General features: G+C 71.0%; 23 protein-coding genes. 10 read left to right on the top strand and 13 right to left on the bottom strand.

From position 1 onward, the window contains the following. Nucleotides 1-32: 32 nt before the first annotated feature. A complete protein-coding gene (locus AC4D2O_RS01505) occupies nt 33-1,862 on the top strand; it encodes an immune inhibitor A domain-containing protein (protein WP_490904781.1) in 1,830 nt (609 codons plus the stop codon). Nucleotides 1,863-1,902: 40 nt separating this feature from the next. Here AC4D2O_RS01505 and AC4D2O_RS01500 read toward each other — a convergent pair whose 3' ends face one another. The 4 genes from AC4D2O_RS01500 to AC4D2O_RS01485 form a co-directional block, all read right to left on the bottom strand. Next, the gene (locus AC4D2O_RS01500) at nt 1,903-2,538 is read right to left on the bottom strand and encodes a GtrA family protein (RefSeq protein ID WP_490904780.1); all 636 of its coding nucleotides are present in this window, start codon (nt 2,536-2,538) and stop codon (nt 1,903-1,905) included. Nucleotides 2,539-2,721: 183 nt separating this feature from the next. After that, the gene (locus AC4D2O_RS01495) at nt 2,722-3,243 is read right to left on the bottom strand and encodes a flavin reductase family protein (protein ID WP_490904779.1); all 522 of its coding nucleotides are present in this window, start codon (nt 3,241-3,243) and stop codon (nt 2,722-2,724) included. Between the two features lie 47 nt (nt 3,244-3,290). Beyond that, nucleotides 3,291-3,731, bottom strand: coding sequence for a redox-sensitive transcriptional activator SoxR (gene soxR, locus AC4D2O_RS01490; RefSeq protein WP_490904778.1), 441 nt, complete (start codon nt 3,729-3,731; stop codon nt 3,291-3,293). 120 nt (nt 3,732-3,851) lie between these two features. Continuing rightward, nucleotides 3,852-4,709, bottom strand: a complete 858-nt coding sequence (locus AC4D2O_RS01485; protein ID WP_490904777.1) for an SDR family oxidoreductase — start codon at nt 4,707-4,709, stop codon at nt 3,852-3,854. Nucleotides 4,710-4,861: 152 nt separating this feature from the next. Between AC4D2O_RS01485 and AC4D2O_RS01480 the strand changes: the two genes are divergently transcribed. Both AC4D2O_RS01480 and AC4D2O_RS01475 read left to right on the top strand, forming a co-directional pair. Then, nucleotides 4,862-5,962 carry a Gfo/Idh/MocA family protein gene (locus tag AC4D2O_RS01480; protein ID WP_490904776.1) on the top strand — a complete coding sequence of 367 codons (1,101 nt, stop codon included), beginning with the start codon at nt 4,862-4,864 and terminating at the stop codon, nt 5,960-5,962. Continuing rightward, on the top strand, nt 5,962-6,744 hold the full coding sequence (locus tag AC4D2O_RS01475; protein WP_490904774.1) for a ThuA domain-containing protein: 783 nt from the start codon (nt 5,962-5,964) through the stop codon (nt 6,742-6,744). The genes AC4D2O_RS01480 and AC4D2O_RS01475 overlap by 1 nt, the downstream gene beginning before the upstream one ends. A 21-nt stretch (nt 6,745-6,765) precedes the next feature. Here AC4D2O_RS01475 and AC4D2O_RS01470 read toward each other — a convergent pair whose 3' ends face one another. Beyond that, a complete protein-coding gene (locus AC4D2O_RS01470) occupies nt 6,766-8,238 on the bottom strand; it encodes a mannitol dehydrogenase family protein (RefSeq protein WP_490904773.1) in 1,473 nt (490 codons plus the stop codon). A gap of 47 nt (nt 8,239-8,285) precedes the next feature. Continuing rightward, a complete protein-coding gene (locus tag AC4D2O_RS01465) occupies nt 8,286-8,921 on the bottom strand; it encodes a nucleoside/nucleotide kinase family protein (RefSeq protein WP_490905168.1) in 636 nt (211 codons plus the stop codon). Nucleotides 8,922-9,160: 239 nt separating this feature from the next. Here AC4D2O_RS01465 and AC4D2O_RS01460 point away from each other — a divergent pair, with 239 nt between their 5' ends. After that, nucleotides 9,161-9,811: an SGNH/GDSL hydrolase family protein gene (locus AC4D2O_RS01460; protein WP_490904771.1), complete on the top strand. Its 651-nt coding sequence runs from the start codon at nt 9,161-9,163 to the stop codon at nt 9,809-9,811. Between the two features lie 13 nt (nt 9,812-9,824). On the opposite strand, the gene AC4D2O_RS01455 is transcribed toward AC4D2O_RS01460, so the two are convergent. Continuing rightward, nucleotides 9,825-10,598: a hypothetical protein gene (locus AC4D2O_RS01455; protein WP_490904770.1), complete on the bottom strand. Its 774-nt coding sequence runs from the start codon at nt 10,596-10,598 to the stop codon at nt 9,825-9,827. 194 nt (nt 10,599-10,792) lie between these two features. Between AC4D2O_RS01455 and AC4D2O_RS01450 the strand changes: the two genes are divergently transcribed. From AC4D2O_RS01450 to AC4D2O_RS01430, 5 genes are all read left to right on the top strand, one after another. Further along, nucleotides 10,793-11,107 carry an MmcQ/YjbR family DNA-binding protein gene (locus AC4D2O_RS01450; protein WP_490904769.1) on the top strand — a complete coding sequence of 105 codons (315 nt, stop codon included), beginning with the start codon at nt 10,793-10,795 and terminating at the stop codon, nt 11,105-11,107. Nucleotides 11,108-11,518: 411 nt separating this feature from the next. Continuing rightward, nucleotides 11,519-12,979: a hypothetical protein gene (locus tag AC4D2O_RS01445; RefSeq protein WP_490904767.1), complete on the top strand. Its 1,461-nt coding sequence runs from the start codon at nt 11,519-11,521 to the stop codon at nt 12,977-12,979. Between the two features lie 45 nt (nt 12,980-13,024). After that, nucleotides 13,025-14,719, top strand: a complete 1,695-nt coding sequence (gene pelF / locus AC4D2O_RS01440) for a GT4 family glycosyltransferase PelF (protein ID WP_490904766.1) — start codon at nt 13,025-13,027, stop codon at nt 14,717-14,719. After that, entirely contained in the window at nt 14,716-15,792 is a 1,077-nt protein-coding gene (locus AC4D2O_RS01435) for a putative glycoside hydrolase (RefSeq protein ID WP_490904764.1), read from the top strand. Before pelF ends, AC4D2O_RS01435 begins: the two co-directional genes overlap by 4 nt. Nucleotides 15,793-15,906: 114 nt before the next feature. After that, nucleotides 15,907-17,361 carry a hypothetical protein gene (locus AC4D2O_RS01430; RefSeq protein ID WP_490904763.1) on the top strand — a complete coding sequence of 485 codons (1,455 nt, stop codon included), beginning with the start codon at nt 15,907-15,909 and terminating at the stop codon, nt 17,359-17,361. A 77-nt stretch (nt 17,362-17,438) separates the two neighbouring features. Here the strand turns inward: AC4D2O_RS01430 and AC4D2O_RS01425 are convergent, their stop codons facing one another. Beyond that, nucleotides 17,439-18,410 carry an acyl-CoA thioesterase gene (locus AC4D2O_RS01425; RefSeq protein WP_490904762.1) on the bottom strand — a complete coding sequence of 324 codons (972 nt, stop codon included), beginning with the start codon at nt 18,408-18,410 and terminating at the stop codon, nt 17,439-17,441. A gap of 94 nt (nt 18,411-18,504) precedes the next feature. Next, the gene (locus AC4D2O_RS01420) at nt 18,505-19,074 is read right to left on the bottom strand and encodes a TetR/AcrR family transcriptional regulator (protein WP_490904760.1); all 570 of its coding nucleotides are present in this window, start codon (nt 19,072-19,074) and stop codon (nt 18,505-18,507) included. 90 nt (nt 19,075-19,164) lie between these two features. Between AC4D2O_RS01420 and AC4D2O_RS01415 the strand changes: the two genes are divergently transcribed. Next, nucleotides 19,165-20,199 carry an NAD(P)-dependent alcohol dehydrogenase gene (locus AC4D2O_RS01415; RefSeq protein WP_490904757.1) on the top strand — a complete coding sequence of 345 codons (1,035 nt, stop codon included), beginning with the start codon at nt 19,165-19,167 and terminating at the stop codon, nt 20,197-20,199. Between the two features lies 1 nt (nt 20,200). Here AC4D2O_RS01415 and AC4D2O_RS01410 read toward each other — a convergent pair whose 3' ends face one another. The 4 genes from AC4D2O_RS01410 to AC4D2O_RS01395 all read right to left on the bottom strand — a co-directional run bounded on the left by AC4D2O_RS01410 (nt 20,201) and on the right by AC4D2O_RS01395 (nt 25,591). Next, a complete protein-coding gene (locus AC4D2O_RS01410) occupies nt 20,201-21,241 on the bottom strand; it encodes an alcohol dehydrogenase catalytic domain-containing protein (RefSeq protein ID WP_490904756.1) in 1,041 nt (346 codons plus the stop codon). 54 nt (nt 21,242-21,295) lie between these two features. Further along, complete coding sequence (locus AC4D2O_RS01405; protein WP_490904755.1) at nt 21,296-22,921, bottom strand: BCCT family transporter; 1,626 nt, start codon at nt 22,919-22,921, stop codon at nt 21,296-21,298. A gap of 326 nt (nt 22,922-23,247) precedes the next feature. Then, on the bottom strand, nt 23,248-24,480 hold the full coding sequence (locus tag AC4D2O_RS01400; RefSeq protein WP_490904754.1) for an MFS transporter: 1,233 nt from the start codon (nt 24,478-24,480) through the stop codon (nt 23,248-23,250). 190 nt (nt 24,481-24,670) lie between these two features. Continuing rightward, the gene (locus AC4D2O_RS01395) at nt 24,671-25,591 is read right to left on the bottom strand and encodes an AEC family transporter (protein WP_490904753.1); all 921 of its coding nucleotides are present in this window, start codon (nt 25,589-25,591) and stop codon (nt 24,671-24,673) included. Nucleotides 25,592-25,817: the final 226 nt, after the last annotated feature.

Here is a 25,817-nt window from a genome sequence, read left to right as displayed (position 1 = left end):
CATCAGCTGGGATATTTCATGAAGGAGAACCCTTGAATCTCATCACTCGTCCCCGGGGGCTACGGTGCGCGATGGCGCTCGCCGTGACCACCGCCGTCGTGCTCGCTCCCGTGAGCGCGCAGGCCACTACCGGCATCGCGGCGGACTCGCCGACCGCGGCGTCGTCGTTCACGTCCTCGCCCAGCGCCGACGGCGCCGCGCAGAAGCTCGATGACCGCTCCGATCCTGCGGCCGAGGAGCGCCGCGACCTCAACCAGCAGGGCGTGGAGAAGGTCATCTCCGGCGAGGCGAAGGTCGAGGACCGGAACGGCTCCAAGTCCGTCAAGGTCGCTCCCGGCCAGTGGGCGCAGTACGGCCTGCAGGAAAGCGATCAGATCCTGTCCTTCCTCGTCGACTTCGGCGACAAGGTGGACCCCCGCTTCCCGGCCTCCACCCCGGGCCCCACGCACGGCGCGATCAAGGAGCCGAACCGCGCGGTGGACAACTCCACCTACTGGTCCGACACCTTCGACCGTGAGCACTACCTCGACCTGTTCTTCGGCACGGAGGGCGAGTCGCTGAAGGGCGTCTACGAGGAGATGTCGAGCGGCCGGTACACGGTCGACGGCGACGTCAGCGACTGGGTGACCGTCCCCTACACCTCGGCCAGCTACGGCGAGACCGAGAGCCAGGCGGACATGACCCGCTTCGTGCAGGACACCGCCAACGCCTGGTACGACGCGCAGATCGCGGCCGGCAAGACGGCCGCCGAGATCGACGCGTATCTCGCGGGCTTCGACCAGTGGGATCGCTACGACTTCGACAAGGACGGCGACTTCAACGAGGCCGACGGCTACATCGACCACTTCCAGGCCATCCACGCCGGTGAGGGCGAGGAGGCCGGCGCGGCGTCGTCGGCCATCTGGTCGCACCGCTGGGCGGTCGGCCAGGCGGGCCGCGGCACTGCCGGCCCCGCCGCCAACCCCTTCGGTGGCATCAAGATCGGCAAGTCGAACGTCTGGATCCGCGACTACACCACGGAGCCCGAGAACGGCGGCCTCGGTGTCTTCGCGCACGAGTACGGCCATGACCTCGGCCTGCCCGACCTGTACGACACGAGCGGCGGCGAGAACGGCACCGGCTTCTGGACGCTCATGAGTTCCGGTTCATGGCTCGGCCACGGCGACGGATCGATCGGTACCACGCCCAACCACATGGGCGCCTGGGAGAAGCTGCAGCTCGGCTGGCTCGACTACGACGTCGCCACGACGGGGGTGAAGTCGACCCACAAGATCGGCCCCTCGTTCCACGCGACCAAGGCCCCGCAGGCCGTCGTGGTGAACCTGCCGAAGGACGCCGCCGGCAAGAACCGCTTCTACATCGCCGAGAACCGGGTGTACGCGGGCTACGACGCCACGCTCGCCACCGGCCCGTACAACTTCGGCTGGGGCGTGACCGCGCCCGACACCGTGGAGCACTACAGGTACCAGGACGGCCTGAGCATCACGTACTGGAACACCGCGCAGGCCAACAACAACACGCGCCAGCATCCCGGCGCCGGCCTGGCCCTGCCCGTGGACGCACACCCCAAGGCCCTCACCTGGTCCGACGGCACCGCGCTCCGCAACCGCATCCAGAGCTTCGACGCCACCTTCGGCAAGGAGGCCACCGATCCGCTGAGCCTGCACCGTGAGACGGCTGCGGGCATGACGACGGCCACCGTGCCGTCGCAGCCCGGCGTCCCCGTCTTCGACGACACCAACCCCAACGCCTACTACGACGCCACGAACCCGCAGGGTTCCGTCGTCGTCGCCGGTACCGGGACGAAGATCGAAGTGGTGCAGTCCAACTCGACGGGCATGCTGACCCTGCAGGTCCGTTAGTCCCTTCGCGACAGCGGAACGCACGGAAGGAGTCGGGAGGTCACTCCCGGCTCCTTCTGCGTTCCCGTCCGCCCCGCCGTCCTTCCCGGGTCCTGCGCGTCCGAGGGCCGGGGTGCGGCATCTTTCCCTGCGACGAGCGGCTCCGGTGCCGGAAGGGACGAACGACGGCGGGCCGGGCCCGCGCGGGCGCCCTAGTGCGTGTGCCTGCGGCGCCTCGGCCGGACGACGACGGCGACCGGTGGTCGAGCCGCCGCGCGCAGGCGTGTTCGAGGGCCGACGGGCGGAAGACGAAGTAGCGGTAGGCGAGGTAGCGGAACACGTTGCCGAGCAGGACGCCCACGACGTTCCCGGAGATGTTGTTGGCCAGCGGACTCGTGAGCCCGAGGACGTAGTGCGAGACGAAGAGGCAGGCGGCCGCGATGCCGAGGCCCACGAGGTTCGTCAGGCCGAACAGGACGGCCTCCTCGCGCTTCGGGCGACCGGCGAACTGGCGGAAGGTGACGTAGTGGCTGCCCAGCCAGGAGACCCCGGTGGCCAGGGTCACGGAGGCGATCTTCGACGTGATCGGCCCGACGCCGAAGCCCGAGGCGAGGATGTTGTACACCGAGATGTCGACGACGAACGCGACCGTCCCGACGACCGTGAAGGAGCCGAGGCGCTGCAGTGCTCCGCTCACGGCTTTCCTCCTTCAATGACGACGCTCCATCCTACTCCTTAGGTTGCCTAAGCAACTAATTGAATGCACTGCCCTCGGTGCTTCGTCAAGGCGCGGCATCCGGCAGCGTGGATCGCCCGGGCGGCCGTGTCGAGGGGTGGGCGCCGGGCAACCCCATCCGGCTGATCCCGGTGCCCTGAGGAGTCAGGCCATCATGGACCGGTCGTCCAGCCGGTGGTAGGAGCGGTTGTGGTAGACGAGCGGCGCGGAGCCGTCGGGCCCGCTCTGCTCGATGGACAGGACCTCCGCGGCGATGATCATCGATCCGCCGACCGGAAGCCGGTGCAGGATGCTGCAGCGCAGCGCCCACGGTGCATCGGCCAGCAGCGGCTCGCCCGTCGGTAGCGGGCGCCAGGCGACTGCCCCGCCGAAGCGGTCGGCGCCGCGGGTCGCGAACAGCCGGGCGATCTCGAGCTGGTCGGCGCCCAGCAGGTGCACCACGAGGGTGTCCGACCGGACGAGGGCTGCGGCCGACGACGACGCCGTCGACACGGAGAAGGCGAGGACGGGCGGCTCGGCCGAGACCGAGGACACCGACGACGCCGTCAGGCCCACCGGTCCGTCCGGTCCCTGCGCCGTGATGACCGCGATGCCCGCCGGGTGGGTGCGGAAGGCGTTCTTGAAGAGGTCGGCGGTGAGGAGCGCGTGGTCCGCGGGGGCAGTCATGCCGTCAACGCTAGAACCTCAACAAAGGTCGAGGTCAAATCGAGGGATCAGGGGTCGAGGAGTGTGGACGGGATGCCGCGCCGCCCGGCGTCGTCGTCGGGGTTGACGAAGCCGCAGGTCGCCAGGGACAGGCAGCCGCAGCCGATGCAGCCGCCCAGCCGGTCCCGCAGGTGTTCGAGCTGCGCGATGCGTTGCTCGATCTCCTGCTGCCACGCGGCGGACAGCCGCTGCCAGTCCTCCTGATCCGGGACGCCGTCCTTCGGCAGCTCGGCGAACGCCTTCGCGACCGTGGCGAGGGGGATGCCGGCGCGCTGCGCGGCGCGGATCACGGCGACGCGGCGGAGGATCGCGCGGTCGTAGCGGCGCTGGTTGCCCGAAGTGCGGCGGCTCTGGATCAGGCCCTGGCGTTCGTAGAAGTGCAGGGCGGAGACGCTCATGCCGCTGCGCGCGGCCAGCTGTCCTACGGAGAGGCCCTGCTCAGGGGGCACGCTGCGTCCTTCCGGTTGCGCCGTCGTCCTGCCAGCGTAGCGCCGCGTCCGTCGGGCCCGCCGTCACGCACCAGCAGGCCCGACATCCAGGAAGACGGCGGCCGGCAGGACCGCGGGAACCTACCGGCCCAGCAGTTCGGCGACGTACTCCCTCAGCGGCGTCGTCGGGCGGCCGATGATGCGCGCCAGGGTGCCGTCGCTGTCGGCCAGGACGCCGTCGGCGATGTTGGCGTCCAGCGCGGCCGTGAAGCGTGCCGTGCCCTCGTCGAGCCCCGCGGCCATGAGCGCCGCGACGTACTCGTCCCCGGAGACCTTCTCCACGGTGACGGGTGTGCCGCTCACCTCGGTGACCGTCGCGGCGAGCTCGTCGAACGTCCAGGGCTCGTCTCCGCCGAGTTCGAGGATCTCGCCCGCGTAGTCGTCGGACAGCAGGACGACGGCGGCCGCCTCGGCGAAGTCGCGCCGCGGTGCGCTGGCGACCCTCCCGTTGCCTGCACCCGTCAGGAGGCCCCCCGTGGACGCGGCCTGGCGGATGACGCCGTCGTAGTTCTCGGTGTACCAGTTGTTGCGCAGCACGGTGTACGTAAGGCCGGACCCCTCGAGCAGTCCCTCGGTGGCCTTGTGCTCGGGGGCGAGGACGAGCGGCGTCGTCGTGGCCCTCGGCGCGCTCGTGTAGACCAGCGACGCGTCCACCCGGCGCGCGGCGTCGATCACGGCCTTGTGCTGCACAGACCGCTTGCCCGGCTCGTTGCCCGAGATGAGGAGGACCTTCTCCACGCCGGCGAAGGCGGCGTCCAGCGTGGACGCGTCGGCGTAGTCCATGCGTGCCGTGCGGACGCCCTGCCCGGCCAGGCGGGCGAGTACGTCCTCGTTGCGTCCGCCGGCCACGATGGTCGACGGGTCGACGCCGCGCGCCAGCAGTTGCTCGACGACGAGGCGGCCGAGCTGGCCGGTGGCTCCGGTGATGGCGATGGTCATGGCTGTCCTCCGATTCGGGCACCCGGACGGTGCGTCTACCAGCGGTAACGGGGTGCGGCCGAAAGAACTTCCCGGGACGCCGCGTGTACAGTACCCGCGGCGAGGCGGTAGGACTGCAGGGAGAAGACTCCCACCCACGAAGGACCTCCGCCGTGCACCAGACCCCGCCCGATCCGCAGCGCCCGAAGCAACGCCGCCTGAAGGTGGGGGTGGTGGGCATCGGCTGGGCCGGCCGCCAGCACCTCGAGGCCTACGCGAACAGCGCCGACGTCGAGATCCTCGGACTGGCCGGCATGGAGCCGGACCTCCTCGCCGAGCTCTCTGACGAGTACGGCATCCCGCACGCGGTCGAGCGCTGGGAGGACCTGATCGCCCTCGAGGGACTCGACGCCGTCAGCGTGGCCGTGCCCACGTTCCTGCACGCACCGATCACGGTCGCAGCCCTCGAACGCGGCCTCCATGTGCTCAGCGAGAAGCCGATCGCCCGGAACGGCGACGAGGGGCAGCTCATGGTCGACGCCGCCCGCAGTGCCGGGCGCGTCCTCGAGGTGGCCTTCAACCACCGGCGCCGCGGCGACATCACGGCCCTCAAGCGCGTGATCGACGACGGCGGGCTCGGCCGCCCCTACTACGCCAAGGCCTCCTGGCTGCGCCGCTCCGGTATCCCCTCCCTGGGCAGCTGGTTCACGAACCGGGAGATGGCCGGTGGCGGTCCGCTCGCGGACATCGGCGTGCACGTGATCGATTACGCGCTGCACCTGCTCGGCGAGCCGAAGGTCCTGTCCGTCTCGGCGTCGGCCTACTCCGAGCTCGGACCGCAGGGCCGCGGCGGCGGCGGATACAGTGCCCAGGCCATGGGTTCGGCGTTCGAGGTGGAGGACTTCGCCTCCGCGTTCATCCGCCTCGAAGGAGGCGCCACGCTGCTGGTCGAGGCGGGCTGGGCCGCCTACCGCGACGCCGACGACCTGCTGGACTTCCGCGTCTACGGCACCGACGGCGGGGCCGAGCTGACCCGGCTGGGCGGACCGGACGACGCCCGGGAATCCCTGCATGTCTTCAGCGAGGAGGGCGACTACGACCCGGAGGTCGGTCCGTCGCTCGGCCACCGGGGCGTGGTCGACGAGTTCCTCGCCGCCATCCGCGCGGGCGAATCCGAGTGGGGCCGCCATGACGGCTCGCTCGCGCTGGGCCGTGCCCGGATCATCGACGCCTGCTACGCATCCGCAGCCCAGCACCGGGAGATCCAGCTCTGATGACGACCGACACGACAGCGAGCACCACGTTCGACGGCAAACCGACCGTCGTCGTCTGGAACGAGGGCGTCCACGAGGCCCGCAACGAACCCGCCACCATCGGAGAAATGTACCCGGGGGGCATCCACGGGGCCATCGCGGACGCCCTCGCCGGCTACTTCCCGGGCTCCGACATCAGCACGGCCACCCTCACCGACCCCGAGCACGGCCTCACCGAGGAACGGCTCGCGGGCACCGACGTGCTGCTGTGGTGGGGGCACATCGCCCACGGCGAGGTGTCCGACGCCGTCGTGGAGCGCGTGCACCGCCACGTCCTCGGCGGCATGGGCCTCGTGGTGCTGCACTCGGGGCACTTCTCGAAGATCCTCACGCGGCTCCTCGGGACCACGTGCTCGCTGAAGTGGAGGAACGACGGCGAACGCGAGCTCGTGTGGACCGTCAAGCCGTCGCACCCGATCGCGGCGGGCATCGAGAGCCCGATCGTGATCCCCGAGCAGGAGATGTACGGCGAGCTGTTCGACATCCCCGAACCCGACGACCTGATCTTCATCAGTTCCTTCGAGGGCGGCGAGGTGTTCCGCTCGGGCGTCACGTTCTCCCGCGGGAAGGGCCGGATCTTCTACTTCAGCCCCGGCGACCAGGAGTACCCGGTCTACCACCACCCGCAGGTGCAGCGCGTGCTCGCCAACGCCGTCGACTGGGTGGCGCAGCCTGGCACGGAGCGCGCGCGGCGCGAGGCACCCGACGTCGGGAACCCGGCCCGGAACTGGTTCCTGACCTGATCGGGCAGGCCGCGCGGAGGGCTAGTCCGCCAGCGCGGCCACGAGCGCCGCGGCGCCCTGGGTGTGGAGCGTGTCCAGCGCCTCGAGGTAGGACTTCACGAACACGGGCTGCTCGGCGAGGTCGAGGAACAGGTCCTGCTGCCTGAGGAACGCGAGCGGGTCCGTCCGGGTGCGCGCGGCTGCCGCCGTGACCTGGTCCCGCAGCCGGTCGACGACCTCGATGGGCTCTCCCGCCTCGTCCGTCCCCTCGGCATAGCGGGCCCAGGTGGCGATGATCGCGGCGCCGTAGCGGATGCTCCTGCCGGCCTCGAGGTTGTCCCGGATCACGGGGACGAGCCACTTCGGGATGCGGTCCGAGCTCTCGGCGCACAGCCGGGGGACGGTGTCGCGGACGGCAGCGTTCGAGAACCGGGAGATGAGCTGGCGCCGGTAGGCGTCGAGGTCCACACCCGGTACGGGCCGGAGCGTGGGAGTGGCCTCCTGCTCCATGTAGTTCAGGAGGTACCCGGCGAAGTCCGGATGCTGGCAGACCTCGTGCACCAGGCGGTACCCGGCCAGGTAGCCGGGGTAGCAGAGCGCCTGGTGGCTGACGTTGAGCAGCCGGAGCTTCATGAGCTCGTACGGTTCGACGTCGTCCACGAGCTGCACGCCCGCGTCCTCCCAGGCGGGGCGTCCCTGCGCGAAGTGGTCCTCGAGCACCCACTGCTCGAAGTCCTCGCACACCACCGGCCAGGCGTCGGTGAGCCCGAAGTCGGTCGCCACCTCGTCGCGGTCCTCGTCGCGTGTCGCCGGGGTGATCCGGTCCACCATGGAGTTCGGGAAGGTGACCTCATGCTCGATCCACGCGGCGAGGTCCGGGTCGCGCAGCCGGGCGAAGGCCGCGAAGACGGACCGGGCGGTATCGCCGTTGCCCTGGATGTTGTCGCAGGACATCACGGTCAGCCCCGGCAGGCCGCGACGGCGTCGACGCGCCAGCGCCTCCGTGACGAGGCCGAAGACGGTGCTCGGCACCGCACCCGGCTCCAGGTCTGCGCGCAGGGTCGGATGGTCGGGGTCCACCATGCCGGTCACGGGGTCGATGCAGTAGCCGCCCTCCGTGATGGTCATGGACACGATGCGGACCGACGGTGCCGCGATCGCCTCGATGACGGCCTCCGGATCCTCGGGGGCGAGGAGGAAACCGATGATCGACCCGATGACGCGGGCCTCCCGGGAGCCGTCGGGGGCCTTGGAGACAAGGGTGTAGAGACCGTCCTGACTGTCCATCACGGCCTTCATCCGGGCGTCGGAGGGCAGCACCCCGACGCCGAGGATCGCCCAGTCGCGCGCCTGGCCGGTCTCGAGCAGGCGGTCCAGGTACATGGCCTGGTGCGCACGGTGGAACCCGCCGACGCCGAAGTGCACGATGCCCGCGGTCAGCCCCGACCGGTCGTAGGTGGGAACGGACAGCGTGGGCGGGAGGGAGGACAGCGTGGAGGCCGAGAGTCGGGTCATTGCGCGCCTTTGCGTAGTAGTCGGTAGTAGTCGGTGGGCTGGCTGGATCAGGTGAGCTGCCACTCGGAGACGTCGAGGACGCGGTCCGCGCGGTCCCGGGTGGCCGCGACGAGCGCGCCGTTGGGCTCATCCACGCGGCGCACCCATTCCTCGGCGGCGGCCGGTGTCTTCCCGAACAGGATATGCCGGGCGACGAGCCGGCGGCGGCGCACCTCGGGGTCCACGTCGATGAACCAGACCTCGTCGAGGAGGTCCCGTGCGTCCTGCCAGCCGGGCTCCTCGAGCAGCAGGTAGTTGCCCTCGGTGACGAGCAGGGTCGACGACGGCGGCACCGGCAGAGCGTTGGCGAGCGGCTGTTCGAGGTCCCGTTCGAAGACAGGCGCGTAGACGGTGTGATCGGGCCGGCCGCGGAGCCGTGCCAGCAGGGCGGCGTAGCCGTGCGCGTCGAAGGTCTCCGGGGCGCCCTTCCGGTCGAGGAGCCCGAGACCCGTGAGGGCCTGGTCTGCCAGGTGGAATCCGTCCATGGGCACCAGGGCATGGGCGGCCGGGTCGAGCGCGGCGACCGCGACGGCGATCGTGGACTTCCCGGCGCCCGGGGCGCCGACGATCCCGAGCAGCGCCCGCCCGCCGTCCACGGGGCGTGGGAGGATCCCGCGCAGTTCGGCGGCGTTGCGGACGGACATCCTGGCCACGGCACTTCCTTCAGGGATCGGGGGCGGTACGGTGCCGCTCGTTCCGTCCATCATGCCGTGCCGCACGGGGTTCACCGGCCCGGATGGGCGATTGCCCCGGGACGGCCGGGCTGCGTGCCGGACGCGGCGGGCGCGGTGAGCGACGCCGGGCGCTTGTACCCCGATTCCCGCGCCGCGGTGCATGCGGTGCGCGCTGGCGGCAGGACCACCGGGCGGGCCACGATGGGGGGATGGGCGCACCAGGAGGCCGCACGGGACACGTGGTGCTGCTCGGGGACTCCATCCTCGACAACGGTCGGTACGTGTCCGGCGGGCCCGACGTCATCGCGCAGGTCCGCCACGCCCTGCCCCAGGGGTGGCGGGCCACGCTGCTGGCCGTCGATGGCGATGTCACCTCCGGCGTCGCGCGTCAGCTGCGCGCCCTGCCGCCCGACGCCACGCACCTCGTGGTCAGCGCCGGCGGCAATGACGCGCTCGGATACCGCCACCTGCTCCAGCGCCCGGTGGGAGGTGTCGTCGAGGCGCTGCTGGTCTTCGACGGACCCCGGCGAGCGTTCGCGCAGGACTACGGGGCCATGCTCGACGGCGTCCTCGCGGCGGGTCTGCCTACCAGCGTGTGCACCGTCTACGACACGCCCTCCTCCGAGCCGGGCTCCGCGGTGATCCGTACGGCGCTGACCTTCTTCAACGACTGCATCACGCGGGAGGCCTTCGCGCGCGGTGTGTCCGTCGTGGACCTCCGGCTGGTGTGCGACGACGACGGCGACTACGCGAACCCGATCGAGCCGTCCGTCCAGGGTGGAGGCAAGATCGCCGCCGCCATCGCCGCGTTCCTGCTGCCCGATCCGGACCACCGGCGGCCGGCGGTGATCGTCCGGTGACGCGGTAGGACGATCAGCCGGCGGGACGCAGCGACGTGATCATCGCCCTGATCCCCTGGTACTCCGCCGTCTCCATGTAGGCGTGCGGCGTGTCGATGTGCGGTGGCTTCCCGGGGTACACGAGGAAGGGGTCGTAGATGCCGCCGAAGGCGGCGCCCGACGGCGGCCACGGGAAGAAATGGGCGAGGGGACAGGCCGTCGCCCCCGTGGGCTCGGGGGCCGCCGTGATGCCGTACGCCAGCGTGGAGGCGGCCACCGGGTCCGCGACGGCGGGGTCGGTGCGTCCCTCGAACACGAACCGCGGGGTGACCGTCCCCTGGGCGAGGGCCGGGAGCGGTTCCGCGTCGAGCAGGGAGTACGGAAGCTCCGCGGGGCACACGGCCCCGGTGACCAGGTCCGTCTGCAGCGTGGCCAGGTGCCGGCCCGTGGCGTCCCCGACGACGACGGACACCCCCGCGGGCGGAGGCTCCGGGGCGTCCGCGACGGTCCACTCGGCCGGGTGGTCGAACGCGAGGCTCCCGTCCGCCGTCGTGTAGGTCACCCACCCCTCCGGCGGCCCGGCCGCGCCCGGCTCCGACGGCGTTCCCGCCGGCGTCGTCGAGTCCTGCGTGGGGGTAGGGGTGGGGGTCGGGGCGGGGGACGGGGCCGAGGTGGCGGCCGCGGGACGGGCCTGCTGCGACTCGGAGCCCTCGGGCGCGGCGCCCGGACCGGCACCGCAGCCGGCGAGGAGGATTGCGAGGCCCACGGCCCCGGATGACGTCAGTACTGGTGCGGTCGGACGACCCATGGCTACTCCTTCGTATCGCGGGTGGACCGTTCCATGGTGCGGTCTGCCCGGGCGCCGGTACAGGGCGGTGACCGAATCGTGGCACCGGACGCGGGATCGTTGCCGTTCCGTGTGCACTCCGTAGGCGATCCGTGATCTTCCGGGGGGGCCCGGAATCACTGGACCGGCCCGGTGGCCGGTGCGAAGGTTGGTCCATGGTCAGCGAAGACGACGTCCGGTCCATGTGCCTCGCCCTGCCCGGCACCTCGGAGCGGCTGAGCTGGAACCGTCCGGCGTGGTTCGCCCGGACCCTCTTCGCGCGCATGTGGGACGACACCGTCCTGACGGTCAAGACGGACGAGCGTCCCGCGCTGCTCGCGACGCAGCCGGGCGTCTTCCTGCTCCACCCCCACCACGAGCGGTACGACTCCCTGGTCCTCGTGCGCCTCGGACGTCTCGATCACGACCAGCTCGGGGAGCTCATCGAGGAGTCCTACAGGATCGCCGGCGAGGTGTCCGCCCGGCGGTGATCCCTCGGACGGGACACTCTGTGGCGTTGATCACAGGGCGAGGGCGCCGGGGTGCCGCAGCAGTCCCGCCGGAGCGGCGATGCAGGTAGTGCGCGGCCCGGTTCGCGAGTAGGGCGGTACCCGCTGTCAGGTAGGGAAGGGGAGGAAGGGGTGCAGGTGGCCTCCCGAGGTCGCGGGACCCGTACTCGTGAGGCGGCCCCCGCGTGCTCGATACCTTGAGCCAGGTGCTCGCTGGCAGAGCCGGCGACGACGCACCCTACCCCTTCGGGGCGGGTGGACGAACCGGCCCGGCCAGGGCACACAGCTACCGGGCGGCCTCCGCCGGCCCGCGGCTGGAAGAACTCCTGTCCCACTTCCGTCTCACACGAGGCCGTCGATGCCGTTCCGGCTGCGACCGGCCCAGGGGAAATCATGACCTCTCTGCAGTCCCTCCTCCAGGACTCGTACGCCCGACGCCGCACGGTGGCCATCATCGTCGCGCTCCTCCTGACGGCCCTCGTGCCGCTCGCCGACACCCTCCTGCCCGCCGGCTGGTCCTCCGTGCTGCTGGCAGCGGGCGTCCTGCTGCTGATGGCCACGCTGCTGATGCTCGCGCGCCCCGGCTCCTCCGGCGGCATCGATCCGCGGCAGTCCGACGGCGGCAACCGCCGCGGCGCCGGGCTGCTGCTGTACCTCTCGCCGGTCATCCTCCTGAACCTCGTGTACCCGCTCGTGAGCCCCGCCATGGCTGCGGTCAACGTCGGAGGCGTGCAGCTCACGCTCGTGGTGCTCGCATCCTCCATCACCGTGCCGTGGCTCGCGCAGGCCGCCTGCCTGCCCGCCTACCGCGCCATCGGCGACCTCATGGCGGAACGGGACATGACCGCCATCACGCGCCGTTTCTGCACCACGTGGCCCGCCATGTTCGTCCAGTCGCTGCCGCTCGTCGTCGTGTTCGCCGTCCCGCTGTGGCTCGCCACGCGCTGGTCGCTCCCGGCCCTCGCCACCTACGCAGCACTCTGCGCCCTCCACCTGCTCTTCGTGCAGTCGCTCATCCTCGCGAACGTCGGGGAGCGCCGCGGACTGTGGGCCATCGCCTGGGCGGCGTACGCCGCGGCACTCTTCGCCGTGCCCACCATCTGGTGGCTCCCGCCGCTGCTCGGGGCCCTCACTCAGATCGCCGCCATGGGACGAGGCCTGGTGGCCGTCCGGCTCGCCCGCCGCCTCGATGCCCGTCACTTCTCGACCGACCTCGTCCGCGGGCTCCTGCTCGGTGCCGTGCTCTGGGCCGACAAGTTCGTCCTGTTCCTCGTCACGGACGGCGACTTCCAGGTGGTGATCGTGTTCCTGGCGATGCTGCCCGCCGTCATCGCCTACAACTACTACTTCGTGAATCTCGCCCCGCGGGTTGACCGGGCCGTGGCGACCCTGCACCGCACCATCGCCGAGGAGCCGCTGACGGTCCTCGCGACGCGGTCGAAGCGGCTGAGCCGGACCGTGGACCGTGCCATCCTCAGCACGGGCGCCGTCGGCATGATCCTCACCCTCGTCGTCGTGCTCCTCCTCGAGGGGATCCAGCCCGTCAACGTGCTGCTGGCCGTCTCGGTGGGCGTGGCATCCTGGGCCTTCATGATCCTCACGCTGCTCAGCTACGAACTGGACTACATCGGCGAGAAGGTCCTGCCGCAGGTCCTGGGCGGCATCCACGTGGCACTGTGCGCCGCGGCCTTCCTGCTGGTCGGCGCGGTGCAGGGCTCCGCTGGAGCCGTGCTCGCGTACGGTTCGCTCGTGGTGGCGGACCTCGTGCTCGTCGCCGTCGCCTGGGTGCTCTACAAGCGGCACTGGACCCAGCCCGAGTACACGCTGTTCTGGCGCCACGCCACGTCCTGGTAGCCCCACCCCGCCCTACCGACCCGCACCCAGCGACAAGGAAGCCCCATGTACGTGTTCAAGACCCCGAAAACCCGCCGCGCCGCGCTCGCGCAGTCCCCGGCAGCCGTCCATCCGGCCCAGGCCGCCGCGCAGGCCTCCTACGCGGACGTCGACGTCGCCATCGTCATGGAGTCCACCTACCCGTACCTCAAGGGCGGCGTCTCGGCCGTGGTGCACGACATCGTGACGCACAACCCGGACCTCACGTACGGCATCATCCACATCACCTGGGACTCCTCGTCGCCCCAGGAGGACCTGTACGGCATGCCGGAGAACGTGGTGTGGGTGCGCCCCGTGTACCTGAGCATGCAGGAGCACCGGCACGACTTCATGGCGGTCTCCTCGAAGGACCTGGGCATGAGCCCGGCCGAGAGGTCGGCGCTCGCGGACCGCCTGTTCGACGCGCTGTACGCGCTGTCCGAGCGGCGCGAGGTGGAGCCGCTGTGGCAGCTGATCGACGAGGGTTTCAACGAGCGCACCCGCGCGTACCCCCTGTGGGCCCTGCTGGGGTCGAAGGAGTTCATGGAGGCACTCTCCGTGCGGATGCCCCAGCTCGACCTGTCCCTGGCCGACTCCTTCTGGACGCTGCGGAACTTCCTCTCGCTCGCCTTCGCCATCCTCGGCGAGACCATGCCGAAGGCGCGCGTCTACCACGCCCACACCACCGGCTACGCCTCGCTCCTGGGCGCCGCGGCGGCCCGGGACCACGACACGTCCTTCCTGCTGACCGAGCACAACCTGTACGTGCGTGACACCGTCAACACCCTGCTGGACCGCAACATGGCGCTGTCCATCACCTCCGAGGACTACCGGACGTTCGACGTCACGCCGGACCAGCGGGCCTGGATGGCATGGTGGACCGAGATGGGCCACTTCTGCTACCCGAGCGCCACCCTCATCACCTACCTGTACCCGACGGCGATCACGGAGGCCGCGCGCCTCGGCACGGACATCGACAAGGCCGTGGTGGTGCCCAACGCCATGGTCATCGAGGAGTTCGACGACAAGTACCGGTCACGGCGGGCCGCCCAGGAGCTCCTGGAACGGCACGGCGACAACCACACCTGGAGGCTGGTCTACATCGCCCGCGTGGTCCCCATCAAGGGGCTGCTCGATCTCCTCTCGAGCATCGACCTCCTGCGCCGGCATGGCTTCCCGAACCTCCACCTCGACGTCCTCGGCCCCACCGAGCACGTGCCCGAGTACTACGAGGCGTGCCTCGCGAAGATCGAGAGCCTCGGACTGCACGACCACGTCACCGTCCATGGGACCGTCAACGTCCGGGACATGCTCGACCGGTTCGACCTCCTCGTGCTCCCGAGCTACAACGAGGGACAGCCCATCGTGGTGCTCGAGGCGATGGCGGCCGGCATCCCCACCGTGGGCACCGACGTCGGCGGCATGCGCCAGCTGATCGGTGACGAGCTCAACACGCGGGACGGCCGCACGGTGGGACCGTGCGGTGAACTGGTCCTCGCGGGTGACGTGGAGGCGATGGCGGACAACATCCGTGCGGTCATCGGCGACCTGGACCTCTACAGGACCTACGCCGAGAACGCCCGGGTCCGCGTCCAGGAGTTCTTCCAGATGCACGAGATCATGTCCTCCTACAACGAGATCTACCGGACGGTCGGTGACATCACCGACCTCGGCACGCTCACCACCACCGGGCTCGGCGACTTCGTGCGGTCGGGCTCATGACGGGGGTCGGCGCCTGGATCCGCTACGGCGACCCCCTGCTCCCGGGACAGCTCGCGTTCGCGGCGGAGCACTACCGGGTGGCCATCCTCCAGCCGTGGGAGCTGCAGGCCGCCGAGGAGCTGAAGCGCCTCCGGCCGGACATGACGGTGCTCTGCTACAAGTGCCTGTCCTCGGTGCGGAGCTACGAGCCCGGACCGGTTTTCACCTCCGGCGTCTCCTACCGGGAGGCGGACGCCGACGGTGCCTGGTTCGCCACGCGTCTGGACGGCACGCGCATCGAGTGGGAGCGCTATCCGGGGCACTGGCAGATGCGGGTGTGGGATCCCGCCTACCAGCGCCGCTGGGTGGACAACGTCGTCGAGGAACTGCGGGACTCGCCGTTCGACGGCATCATGGCGGACAACGACGTGTTCGAGGACTACTACGGTCTGCGGCTGCCCATCGAGGGGGCCACGGAGATGGCGGAGCTGCGGGTGGCCCTCGGCGACCTCGTGCACGCGGCAGGGACGGCGCTCAACGCCGTCGGCAAGATCGTCGTACCGAACATCGCCGAGTCGCGCCGCGAACCGGGCCGGTGGCAGGCGCACGCCGCCTTCGGCGGGGGCTTCGAGGAGGTCTGGCTGGGGTACAGTCCCGCGGATCTGTTCGACCCGGTCACGGCCGAGGCGCAGCTCGCGCAGGCCGCGGGGCCAGGGCTGTCCATCCTCCGCGTCCCCACCGACGGCGACGACCGGCACCCCAACTTCACCTACGGACTCTCGGCGTTCTGGATCTTCGGGGAGGGCCGCGGTGCCTACAGCGCCACCGCCCACGACGACTACAGCCGCCTCCAGCACGCGCCCGAACTCGACTGGCAGCTCGGCGCACCGCGGACCGCGCCCCAGGGCGGCAGGCATGCCTGGTGGCGGGAGTTCGACGGCGGGTTCGCCGCCGTGAACTTCAACCGGGACGGCAGGCGGCGCCGCAGGGTGCGCGTCCCGGCCGGCATGGTGGACGCCGAGGGCCGGCCCGCGCCGAAGTCGGTGGTCCTGCAGCCGCAGCGCGGCATCCTGTTCCGCCGCCCGGCCTCCTGACACACGTCGCCTGACCGGCGTCTTCCGGGGCCCCTTGCTCAGGTTCTGCTCAGGATTGCCGACGGTCGCACTCCTGCGCTGTCCCGGCCCTCCCGGCGCACCCATGATGTGCGTATGAAACCGAGTGCCGCTGGGGCAAGAATCGTTTCCACCGCGCTGGCCGCCGCCTTCGCCATCTGTTCTCTCACCGCACCCGCGAGCGCCGGCACCGTGCCCACGGGCACTGGCCAGCAGCTGCCGGCCTACCTGCAGGGGTACCGGCAGGGCCAGCTGCTCTGCCCGGGGCAGGCGCTGACGGGCAAGGTCTCGGTCGCGATCGTGGATCCCATGATGGCCACCACGGATGCGCCGGGCGACTGCACGCTCTCCGACATGAAGGCCGCCAACCCCGGCACCACTTTCCTCGCGTACCTGAACATCGGCGCCATGCGGGACGCCGAGCCTTGGAACGGGGTGTTCCGCAACTCCTGCGCGGACACCGCGACGGCGGCGGGGAAGCGGTTCGCCGTCACCACGCCCAATCCGAAGGTGACGCGGAACGAGGACGGCTTCGCGTCCTACCCGGGCTTCCCGTACCTCACCGTGGCGGACCTCTCCCCGGCCTACGCCGACGCCTGCGCGGCGACGGCGCGCACCATCCTCACCACGGACGCGCAGCGGGGCACAACGAACGCGCCTCCCGCCCGGTTCGACGGCATCTTCCTCGATGACGCCTCGATGTCCCCATCACACGGCCAGGACATGGTCGACGTCGGGCAGTGGGGGCCCTGGGCGAGCGACGACGCCTACGGCAGGGCCCTGATCTCGGCCGTGCAGCGCTTCGACGCGACACTCACCCGGACCCTCGGGCGCGACGTCCCCGTGGCCGTCAACCTCGGCGTCTACCCCGCGTGGAGCAACCAGGTGGGCCTCGCCCGGCAGCTCGCCGCCACGGGCAGCGTGGACTTCGCGCTCCGCGAGCACACCGTGGCCGGCGGCACGGGCAGGCCGCTGCCGCTCGTGGACCTGGAGCAGGCGACGACGGCGTACCGGGCCATCACGGCCGCCGGGATGCCGGTGGTGGAACACGACTACTCGGTGCCGCTGCGGGAACTCCCGGCCACCGCGTACCGCCAGGGCGCCGACATCGGCTCCTCGGCCCCGTGCCTGCGCGACACGTTCGGGTCCAGGGCCTCGGTCGTGGCGGCCGGCAAGGTGCGGCGCACCCTCGACCACCGCATGACGCTCGGGCACCTGCTGCAGACCCGGACGGCCGCCGCCCGGCAGATGACGGCCACGCTCTCCCAGGCGGAGCCCACCTGTCAGGACAACGCGTGGGACGACGACGCGAACTTCGAGACCGTGACGACGGCCTCGGTCGACGCCGCCGACGCGCAGGTCACCGCCCTCACGAAGGCCGTGACCGGCGGGGCCTACGCCACCGTCAGCCCGACGAGGTTCAGCGGGGTGAACGTGGTGAAACTCTCGAACGGGAGCGTGGTCGCGGTCAACACCACCACTGCCTCACGCACGGTCACCGCCCACGGCAGGACGCTCAGCGTGCCCGCACGATCGGCGACCATCGGCTGACGCGACGGCCGACGCGATGGCTGACGCGATGGCGGACCGGCCGCGCTGACGTTCGTCCGGCGCGCTGCGGTCCGCGCCTACGCCGGGTCGGCCGCCGCCCGAAGGTGGGTCGGGAGCACGCTACCCGGCGCACGGCTGCGGATGAGGGCCAGGTTCCGGGCATGCTCGTGCAGGCGCCGGTCCTCCTCCGAGCGGGGCACCCATGGCGGCACCGGAACGGCCGAGCCCTCGTCGTCGCGCGCCACCATGACCGTCAGGCACGTGGTGGTGAGGTCCATCTCCCGCGCCCGGGGGTTGCCCGAGCGGACGTGGACCGCCACGTGCATGCCCTTGGAGCCCGTGTACACGAGGCGCGCCTCCACCTCGACGACGTCCCCGATGTGCAGCGGCTTCAGGAACCGCACGCCGCCGGAGAACACCGCCACGGTGTCCAGGCCGCAGTAGCGCGTGGAGCAGACGTACGCAGCCTCGTCGATCCAATCCATCACCGTGCCGCCGTGCACCTTCCCGCCCCAGTTCACGTCGGTGGGAGCGGCGAGGAACCGCAGCACCGTCCGCTCGGCGGTGCCGGCGTCCGTGTACACCTGGCGGTCCATCTCCTCCACGATCTGCTTCCGGACGTCGATGCGCGCCACGGCGTGCTCGCTGTCGAGCCGCTCGGAGTCGGTCCGCGGCTCGAAGGGAGGCACGCGGACGGGCCTGCCGTCGGGGCCGACCGCCACGAAGATCACGAGGCATTCCGTGCGCTTGCCGCCGTCGTCCCCCGACACCGAGCCGGAGGAGACGACGGTCCGGATGTGCATGGACGAGGTGCCGGTGTGCACGATCGTCGCCTCGACCTCCACGAGGTCGCCGACCCTCACCGGGTCCGCGAAGTGGATGTTCCCCACGTAGGCGGTCACGCAGTACGTCTTCGCCCAGCCGACGGCGGCCGCGTAGGCGGCCTTGTCCACCCACTCGAGTACCGTGCCGGCGTCCACCGACCCGCTGTGGCCGAGGTCGGTGGGGGAGGCGAGGAATCGCAGGGTGACCGCGTTCGAGGGCTGCATGACCCAGTATCACCACGTCCGGTCGGCATCCGGAAGCGTTCCGGGAGCGCGGCGGGCGGGCCGCCTGGACACGCGGCGGTCAGGCGAGGGTTCGTCAGGGGGTGATCAGGCGTTGCACGGCGAGGCGGATCAGCTGCCGTCGTTCCTCGTGCTGCGCCTCGTCGTCGTCGGGGGAGGCCGCGATGGTGGTGCTGACGGGGGACCACGTCATCGACAGGGCGATCACCAGCGAGAACAGGTGGGCCGGGGGGATGGCCGGGTCGACGAGCCCCCGAGCCTGGGCTGCCGCGATCGCCTCGAACTTCGGTCCGTCGAGTGTGCCGATCTCGGGGCCGAGCCCGCCGGAGGGCGCGCGCTCCAGCCGCGTCCAGACGGCCAGCTTCACGATGAGGGGGTGCGCGAGGTAGTCGTCGTACAGGCGCACGGCGTACCCGGGAAGGTCCTCGCCGTCGATCGGCACGGCGTCGACGATGGCGCGCAGCTGGTCGCGGAGCACGGCGCTGAAGAGCTGCTCCTTGTTGCCGAAGTAGGCGTAGAGCTGTGCCTTGTTGGCGCGGGCGGCCGTGGCGATGCGGTCGATCCGCGCCCCGGCGATCCCGCGCTCGGCGAACTCCGCGGTGGCCGCCTCGAGGATCCGCTTCCTGGTCGCGTCGCTGTTGCCCATCCCTCCACCCTATTCCAACCGTTTGGTTTCTTTCTCCGTCGACGTCGCGTAGGGTCAATCCAACCAAACGGTTAGTTCTGGAGGAGTCCCATGAGACACATCAACGGATACGCATCCGTGCACGGCGGCAGCGGAGTGACGCCGTGGACCTTCCAGCGGCGGGACCTCCGCCCCGACGACATCGCCGTCGGGATCGACTACTGCGGCGTCTGCCACAGCGACCTCGACGCGCTCGCCTCGGCCGCGCAGGGACCGGCGCGCCTCGTGCCCGGCCACGAGTTCACCGGGACGGTCACCGGGATCGGCGCGGCCGTCACGCGCTTCGCCGTCGGCCAGCGCGTCGCGGTCGGCAACATCGTCGACTCCTGCGGGACGTGCGCGGCATGCCTGGCCGATCAGCAGAACTACTGCCATGCCTTCCCCACCCTCACCTACGGCGGCGTGGACCGGCACGACGGCCTGCCCACGCAGGGCGGCTTCTCCGAGGAGTACGTGGTCCGGCAGGATTTCGCCTACGCCGTCCCCGCGCAGCTGGACCCCGCCGCCGTCGCGCCCCTGATGTGCGCGGGGGTGACCGTCTGGGAGCCGCTGCGGCGCTGGCAGGTGGGCCCGGCCAGTACGGTGGGTGTCGTCGGGATCGGCGGGCTGGGGCATCTCGCGGTCAAGCTCGCCAAGGCGCTCGGCGCGCGTGTCACGGTGTTCACCACCTCACCCGCGAAGGCGGACGCGGCCTACCTGCTGGGGGCCGACGACGTCGTACTCTCCACCGACGACGCCGCCATGGCCGCGCAGTCCGACACCCACGACCTGATCCTCGACACCGCGTCCGCCCCTCACGACATGACGCCGTACCTGCGGGCTCTGTCCATGGACGGCACGCTGTGCAGCCTCGGCATCACCGAACGCCTCGAATTCGACCCCATGGCGCTGCTGATCGGCCGCAAGAGCCTCGCCGCGGCGGGAAGCGCCGGCACCCGTGCCACGCAGGAACTGCTGGACTTCTGCGGCGAGCACGGCATCACGGCCGACGTCGAGGTGCTGCCCGTGGCCGAGGTCAACGAGGCACTGGACCGGCTGCGGCGCAACGACGTGCGCTACCGGTTCGTCCTCGACCTGAACGCGTAGGTCAGGCCCCGACGTCGATGACGGTCACGCCGGCGGAGCGGTCGCCCGCCATCGCGACGAGGGCGCCCGGGACCTCGTCGAGGGTGATCCTGCGCTCGATGAGGTCCTGGGGACGCAGCCGGTCCGCGGCCACGAGATCGAGCAGTCCCGCGTAGTCCTGTGCAGGCATGCCATGGCTGCCGAGGATCGACAGCTCCCGGCCGATCACGGCGCCCATGGGGATCACGGGGTCGGCGGGGAACAGGCCGATCTGCACGTGCCGGCCGCGTGGCCGCAGCGAGAGGATCCCCGCGGCGGCGGTCTCCTCCCGGCCGAGGGCGTCCACCGAGACGTCGAACCCCGAGGGCGCGGCCTCGGCCAGGGCGGCGAGCACCGCGGCTCGGGAGAGACCGGAGGAGTCGATGGTGTGGACGGCGCCGAAACGGGCCGCGCGTGCCAGGGCGGCGTCGTCGATGTCCACCGCCACCACGCGGGCGCCGAGCGCCGCGCCGATCATGACGGCGCTCAGTCCCACCCCGCCGCACCCCACCACCACGAGGTGTTCCCCGCCCTCGAGGCGGGCCTGGTGGACCAGTCCGCGGTAGGACGTCGCGAAGCGGCACCCGAGGAGTGCGGCGGCGCCGGCATCGAGGGAGGCGGGGACGGCGATCAGGTTGGTGTCGGCGTCGTGGAGCGCCACGAGGTCCGCGAACGAGCCCCAGTGCGTGAAGCCCGGCTGCGTCTGGTTGCGGCACACCTGGCCGTTGCCGGACCGGCACTCGGGGCAGCGGCCGCACGCGCAGACGAACGGTGTGGTGACCCGGTCGCCGACGGAGAAGCGCCGGACGTCGCCGCCCGCCGCCACGATGGTGCCCACCAGTTCGTGGCCGGGGACGTGCGGGAGGGTGATGCCGGCGTCGTGCCCGAGCCAGCCGTGCACATCGCTGCGGCAGAGGCCCGTCGCCTCCACACGGACGACGACGCCGCCGGGCGAGGGGACGGGGGCGGGGACGTCCCGGAGGACGGGGCGGGCGGAGAACCCGTCGAAGCAGACAGCGCGCATCGCACCATTCTGCCTCGCGCGTTCCCCGCCCGGTGCATCACTCCCGACGCCGGGTCAGCCCTGCGGCGGGGCGACCCTGCGTGCGATCCGCGACCCCGTGCGCCGGGCGCCGGTGATGAGCGGGTCCTTCGCGAGGTCCATCATGAGCGCCACGCACAGGCCGATCATGACGAGCAGGAACGGGGCCGCGGCGATGATGGTGAGCGTCTGCAGGGCCTCGAGGCTCCCCACGGAGAGCAGGACGGCGGCCACGGCTCCGGTCAGGGTGCCCCACAGGATGGTCAGCCACTTGCGCGGGACGGCCGCGCCGAAGGAGGACAGCGAGCCGAGCACGATCGAGGAGGCGTCGGCACCCGAGATGAAGAAGATCGCTACGAGCACGACCACGAGGATGGAGGTCACGGACGCCAGCGGGTACTGGGCGAGGAGCGCGAACATCGCAGACTCCTGGCTCTCGGCGTTGGCCGCCGCGATGTCCACCCCGTTGTTCTGCAGGTGCAGGGCCGAGCCACCCCACACGCCGAACCAGATGATGCTGATGACACTGGGGACGGCGACGACGCCGATCACGAACTCGCGGATGGTGCGCCCACGCGAGATCTTCGCGAGGAACGACCCGACGAAGGGCGTCCACGAGACCCACCAGGCCCAGTAGAAGATGGTCCACGCCGCCAGCCACTCGTGGCCGCCGAACGCGCCGGTGCGGGACGACATCTGGGGCAGGTCGATGAGGTAGCTGCCGGCCGACGCCGGGATGAGTTCGAGGATGAAGACAGTGGGGCCGACGACGAACAGGAAGAACAGCAGGGCCAGGGCCAGGATCATGTTGCCGTTGGAGAGCCATTTGATGCCCCGGCTCACGCCGCTGACGGCGGAGACGACGAAGCAGACGGTCAGGATCGCGATCAGCGTGATCTGCAGGGCCAGGCTGCTGCCCATGCCGAAGACCTCGGTGAGTCCGCCGTTGATCTGCAGGACGCCGAGGCCGAGGGACGTGGCCGAGCCGAAGAGGGTCGCGAAGATCGCGAACACGTCGATGGCGCGCATCCCGGCGGGTGTGGGGCGGCCGCGGAAGAGCGCCGTGAAAGCGCCGCTGAAGCCGGCGCCGCGGCCCTTCCGGAACGCCGAGTAGGCCAGGGCCAGGCCGACGACGGCGTAGATGGCCCAGGGGTGGATGGCCCAGTGGAAAAGCGTGTAGTTCATGGCCTGCCGGGCAGCCTCCTGGCTGCCGGGCTCGATGCCCTCGACGGGCGGTGCGAGGTAGTGGGAGATGGGCTCAGTGACGCCGTAGAACATGAGCCCGATGCCCATGCCCGCGCTGAACATCATCGCGATCCAGGACGCCCGCGAGTACTCGGGCTTCTCGCCGTCCTTGCCGAGGGGTATGCGCCCGTACTTGCTGAAGGCCAGGAACAGGGCGAACACCACGAAACCGGTGGCAGTGAGCACGAACGCCCAGCCGAGGTTCACGACGAGGCCGTTGAGCACGGAGGAGGTGAACCCCGAGAACGGGGTGGGGAACACCACGGCCGCGAGCATCAGCAGGATGACGATCGAGAGCGAGACGAACAGAACCGGCTTGTCCAGCGCAGCCTTGGCGGGAGCCTCTCCTGGAGGGACCTCGAAGGGTGTGTCCTCGCTGGGCGGTGATCCGTGAATGGGCTCGGTGGAATTAGACATACGGCTTACGGTACGCGGACCACGAGGGCAGGGTCCGCGCGGGTCCGGGGCGAAAAGCCGCTTGCCCGGGCCTCCGGCCGGTGGTTCCGACCGGCCGGAGGGGCCCGCCGGACGGCATCGGCCGCGCGGGTCGGGAGAGCACTGCTTCCCAGTACCCGCGGCGATCCTGAGGTCTCCGCCCGGCGCCGGCGGGGCGGCCGGCGCCGGGCGGAGGGCGGCGGACCGAACCCCCGCCGCCGCCGGTCGGGGAGGCCTACCACGACCTCCGACTGTGACGAAGGACCCATCCGAGGGGCTCGCAGGTGTGCGAGGATGCCCCGCGCGGGTCAGCCCGCGTGGAGCCGGTGGCGTTCCCGGCGGTCCTTCACGGTGTCCGTGGAGAGGCTCAGGGCGAGGCCGGCGGCCACGAGCAGGATCATCACGAAGGGCAGGGCCTCGAGCCCGATGCCATCGAGGAGCAGCCCGCCGAGGAGCGCGCCGCCGCCGATCCCCACGTTGAACGCCGTCGTCTGCAGGGCCGCCGAGAGGTCGCGGGTGCGGAAGGACGCGGTGCGCAGCATCCTCGTCTGCAGCATGGCCGGGATGCCGCCGAAGGCCGCGCCCCAGACGATCACGGCGATCAGGACCACCACGGTGTTGGCGGTGAAGAGGGCGAGCGTGAGGACTGCGGCCATCACCAGCAGCACGACGCCGGCGAAGGCCTTCCGGGGGAAGCGGTCGGCGGCGTAGCCCGCCCCGACGAGCCCGATGATGCCCGCGCCGCCGTAGAGGAACAGGACCAGGGCCACGGAGCCCGGCTCGAAGGACGAGACGTCCGTCAGCCAGGGGGCGATGTACGTGTAGAACGTGTTCTGGCCCGTCAGCAGGATCAGGATGACCGCGCACAGCAGGAGGACGCCGCGGAAGCTCGGGTCCCGGCGCAGCGGGACGTGCGCCTCACCGGCCGCGCGTTCCACGTGGTGGTTCACGGGCGGCAGGTACTTCACGATCACGAGGGCGAGGACGGCCACGACCACGCCGATGATGGTGAAGGTGGCGCGCCAGCCGAGGGCGTTGCCGATCGCCGTCCCCACGGGGACGCCGAGCACGAAGGCCGCCGTCCCGCCGCCGGCCGTGATGGCCACCGCCTTGCCGAGCTGATGGGCCGGGACGAGGTGCGCGGCGTAGGCGGCGACCACGGCCCAGAAGAGGCCGTGCGCCAGCCCGCCGAGGATGCGGGCGGCGACGAGGACGCCGTACGTGGGGGCCACGGCCGCGAGGATGTTCGCCGCCGCGATCACCAGCAGCACGACGACGATCAGCGACTTGCGCGAGAACCGCTGCGTGACGGCGGCGAGCGGTGTGGTGGCGACGACCACGGTGCCCGCGAAGATGGTCACGAGGTAGCCGGCAGTGGAGATGCCGACGTCGAGGTCGCGGGCCATCGCGGGCAGGAGGCCGGTTGGCAGGAACTCGCTGGTCACGGAGACGAAGATCGCTCCCGCGAGCGACAGCAGCCCGATGTAGGGGAACGGCGCGGAGGCCTTCGCGGTGGTTCTCGGCGGGAGGGAGACAGACAAGGGGTACCAATCATGGGAAGTGCCGGCGGTCGTCGCCCCGGTTGCGCCGTCGAGAACCGGGAGGCGTGGAGCCAAGTTCGATCGGAGCCTGACTCCACCGGTGGTAACACGTCGGGGCGGCGAAGCATTCCTGCTCCGGCTTCCGGAAGTGGTGCCGCCGCGGTTTTGCCCGCGGAAGCCCGGGCCCGGGTCAGGCGAGGAGGGCCGCGACGACGACGAGCGCCGGGATCGCGAGCAGTGAGGACAGCAGGACGGTGTCGCGGGCCAGCGGTACACCGCGACCGTACCGGGACGCGAACATGAAGACGTTCTGGGCGGTGGGCAGCGCTGACACGACGACGGCGCCGAGCAGCCTTTCGCCGTCGAGCCCGAAGAGGTGCCGCGCGATGAGGTACGCGGCCACCGGCATGAGTGCGCTCTTGAGGATCGTGGCCGTGAAGACCTGCAGGCGGTCCGGGCTCGGTCTGAGGGGCCGGCTTCCCGGCAGCGACATGCCGAAGGAGATCAGCACCATCGGGACGGCGGCGCCACCGAGCAGCGCGATGGATTCCCAGAGGGGGGCCGGCGGCCTGAACCCGGATGCGGACACGGCGACCCCCAGGAGCGAGGCGATGATCATCGGGTTGCGGAACGGCTGCGTCAGGACGGCACGCACGGAGGGCTTCCGGTGGGAGGTCAGGTCGAGGATCGTCAGGTAGAGGGGTGCCAGGAGCAGGAGCTGCACCAGCAGCACGGGCGCGATCAGCGTCGCGTCGCCCAGCGCGTAGACAGTGATGGGGATGCCGATGTTGTTGGCGTTGACGTAGGAGCTCGCCATGGCGCCGATCGCGGTCTCGGCCGCCGCCCGGCGGAAGAGGAGCCTGCTGACGAGCACGTAGAGGACGGCGATGGCGAGGGAGGAGATCAGGGCGATCGGCACGTATTCGGTGAACACCGACCCGAGGTCGGCCTCCGCCAGGACGATGAAGAGCAGCGCCGGGTTGGTCACGAAGAACGCCACCTGGTTCAGCGCGAACCCGGCCTGGGGTCCGCCGATCACGAGGCGTCCGGCGATGTAGCCGACCAGGATGACGGCGCCGACGACGGCGAAACCGCCGAGCAGTCCCAGCATGCCCTCTCCCTCCGCACGGCCCCTCCGGCCCCCTTAGAACCTAGTGCGTCGCGCCCGGAACGCAGGAAGCGTGACGCTCATGGCCCCTGCGGGTACCAATACCGGGTTTGGGAAGCGTTTTCCCAAACCCTTGATCGCTGTAACGGGCCCGGTTAGGCTGGCGGCACGTCACCGCTGATCCGCTCCCTCACCCCGCCGTACCCGGGGTATGGGAAGGGCGGTGGAC

This window comes from Arthrobacter sp. TJ-238, from assembly GCF_058269215.1.
The sequence above is the reverse complement of the archived record's forward strand: the minus strand, read 5'-3'. Positions and strand labels throughout refer to the sequence as shown.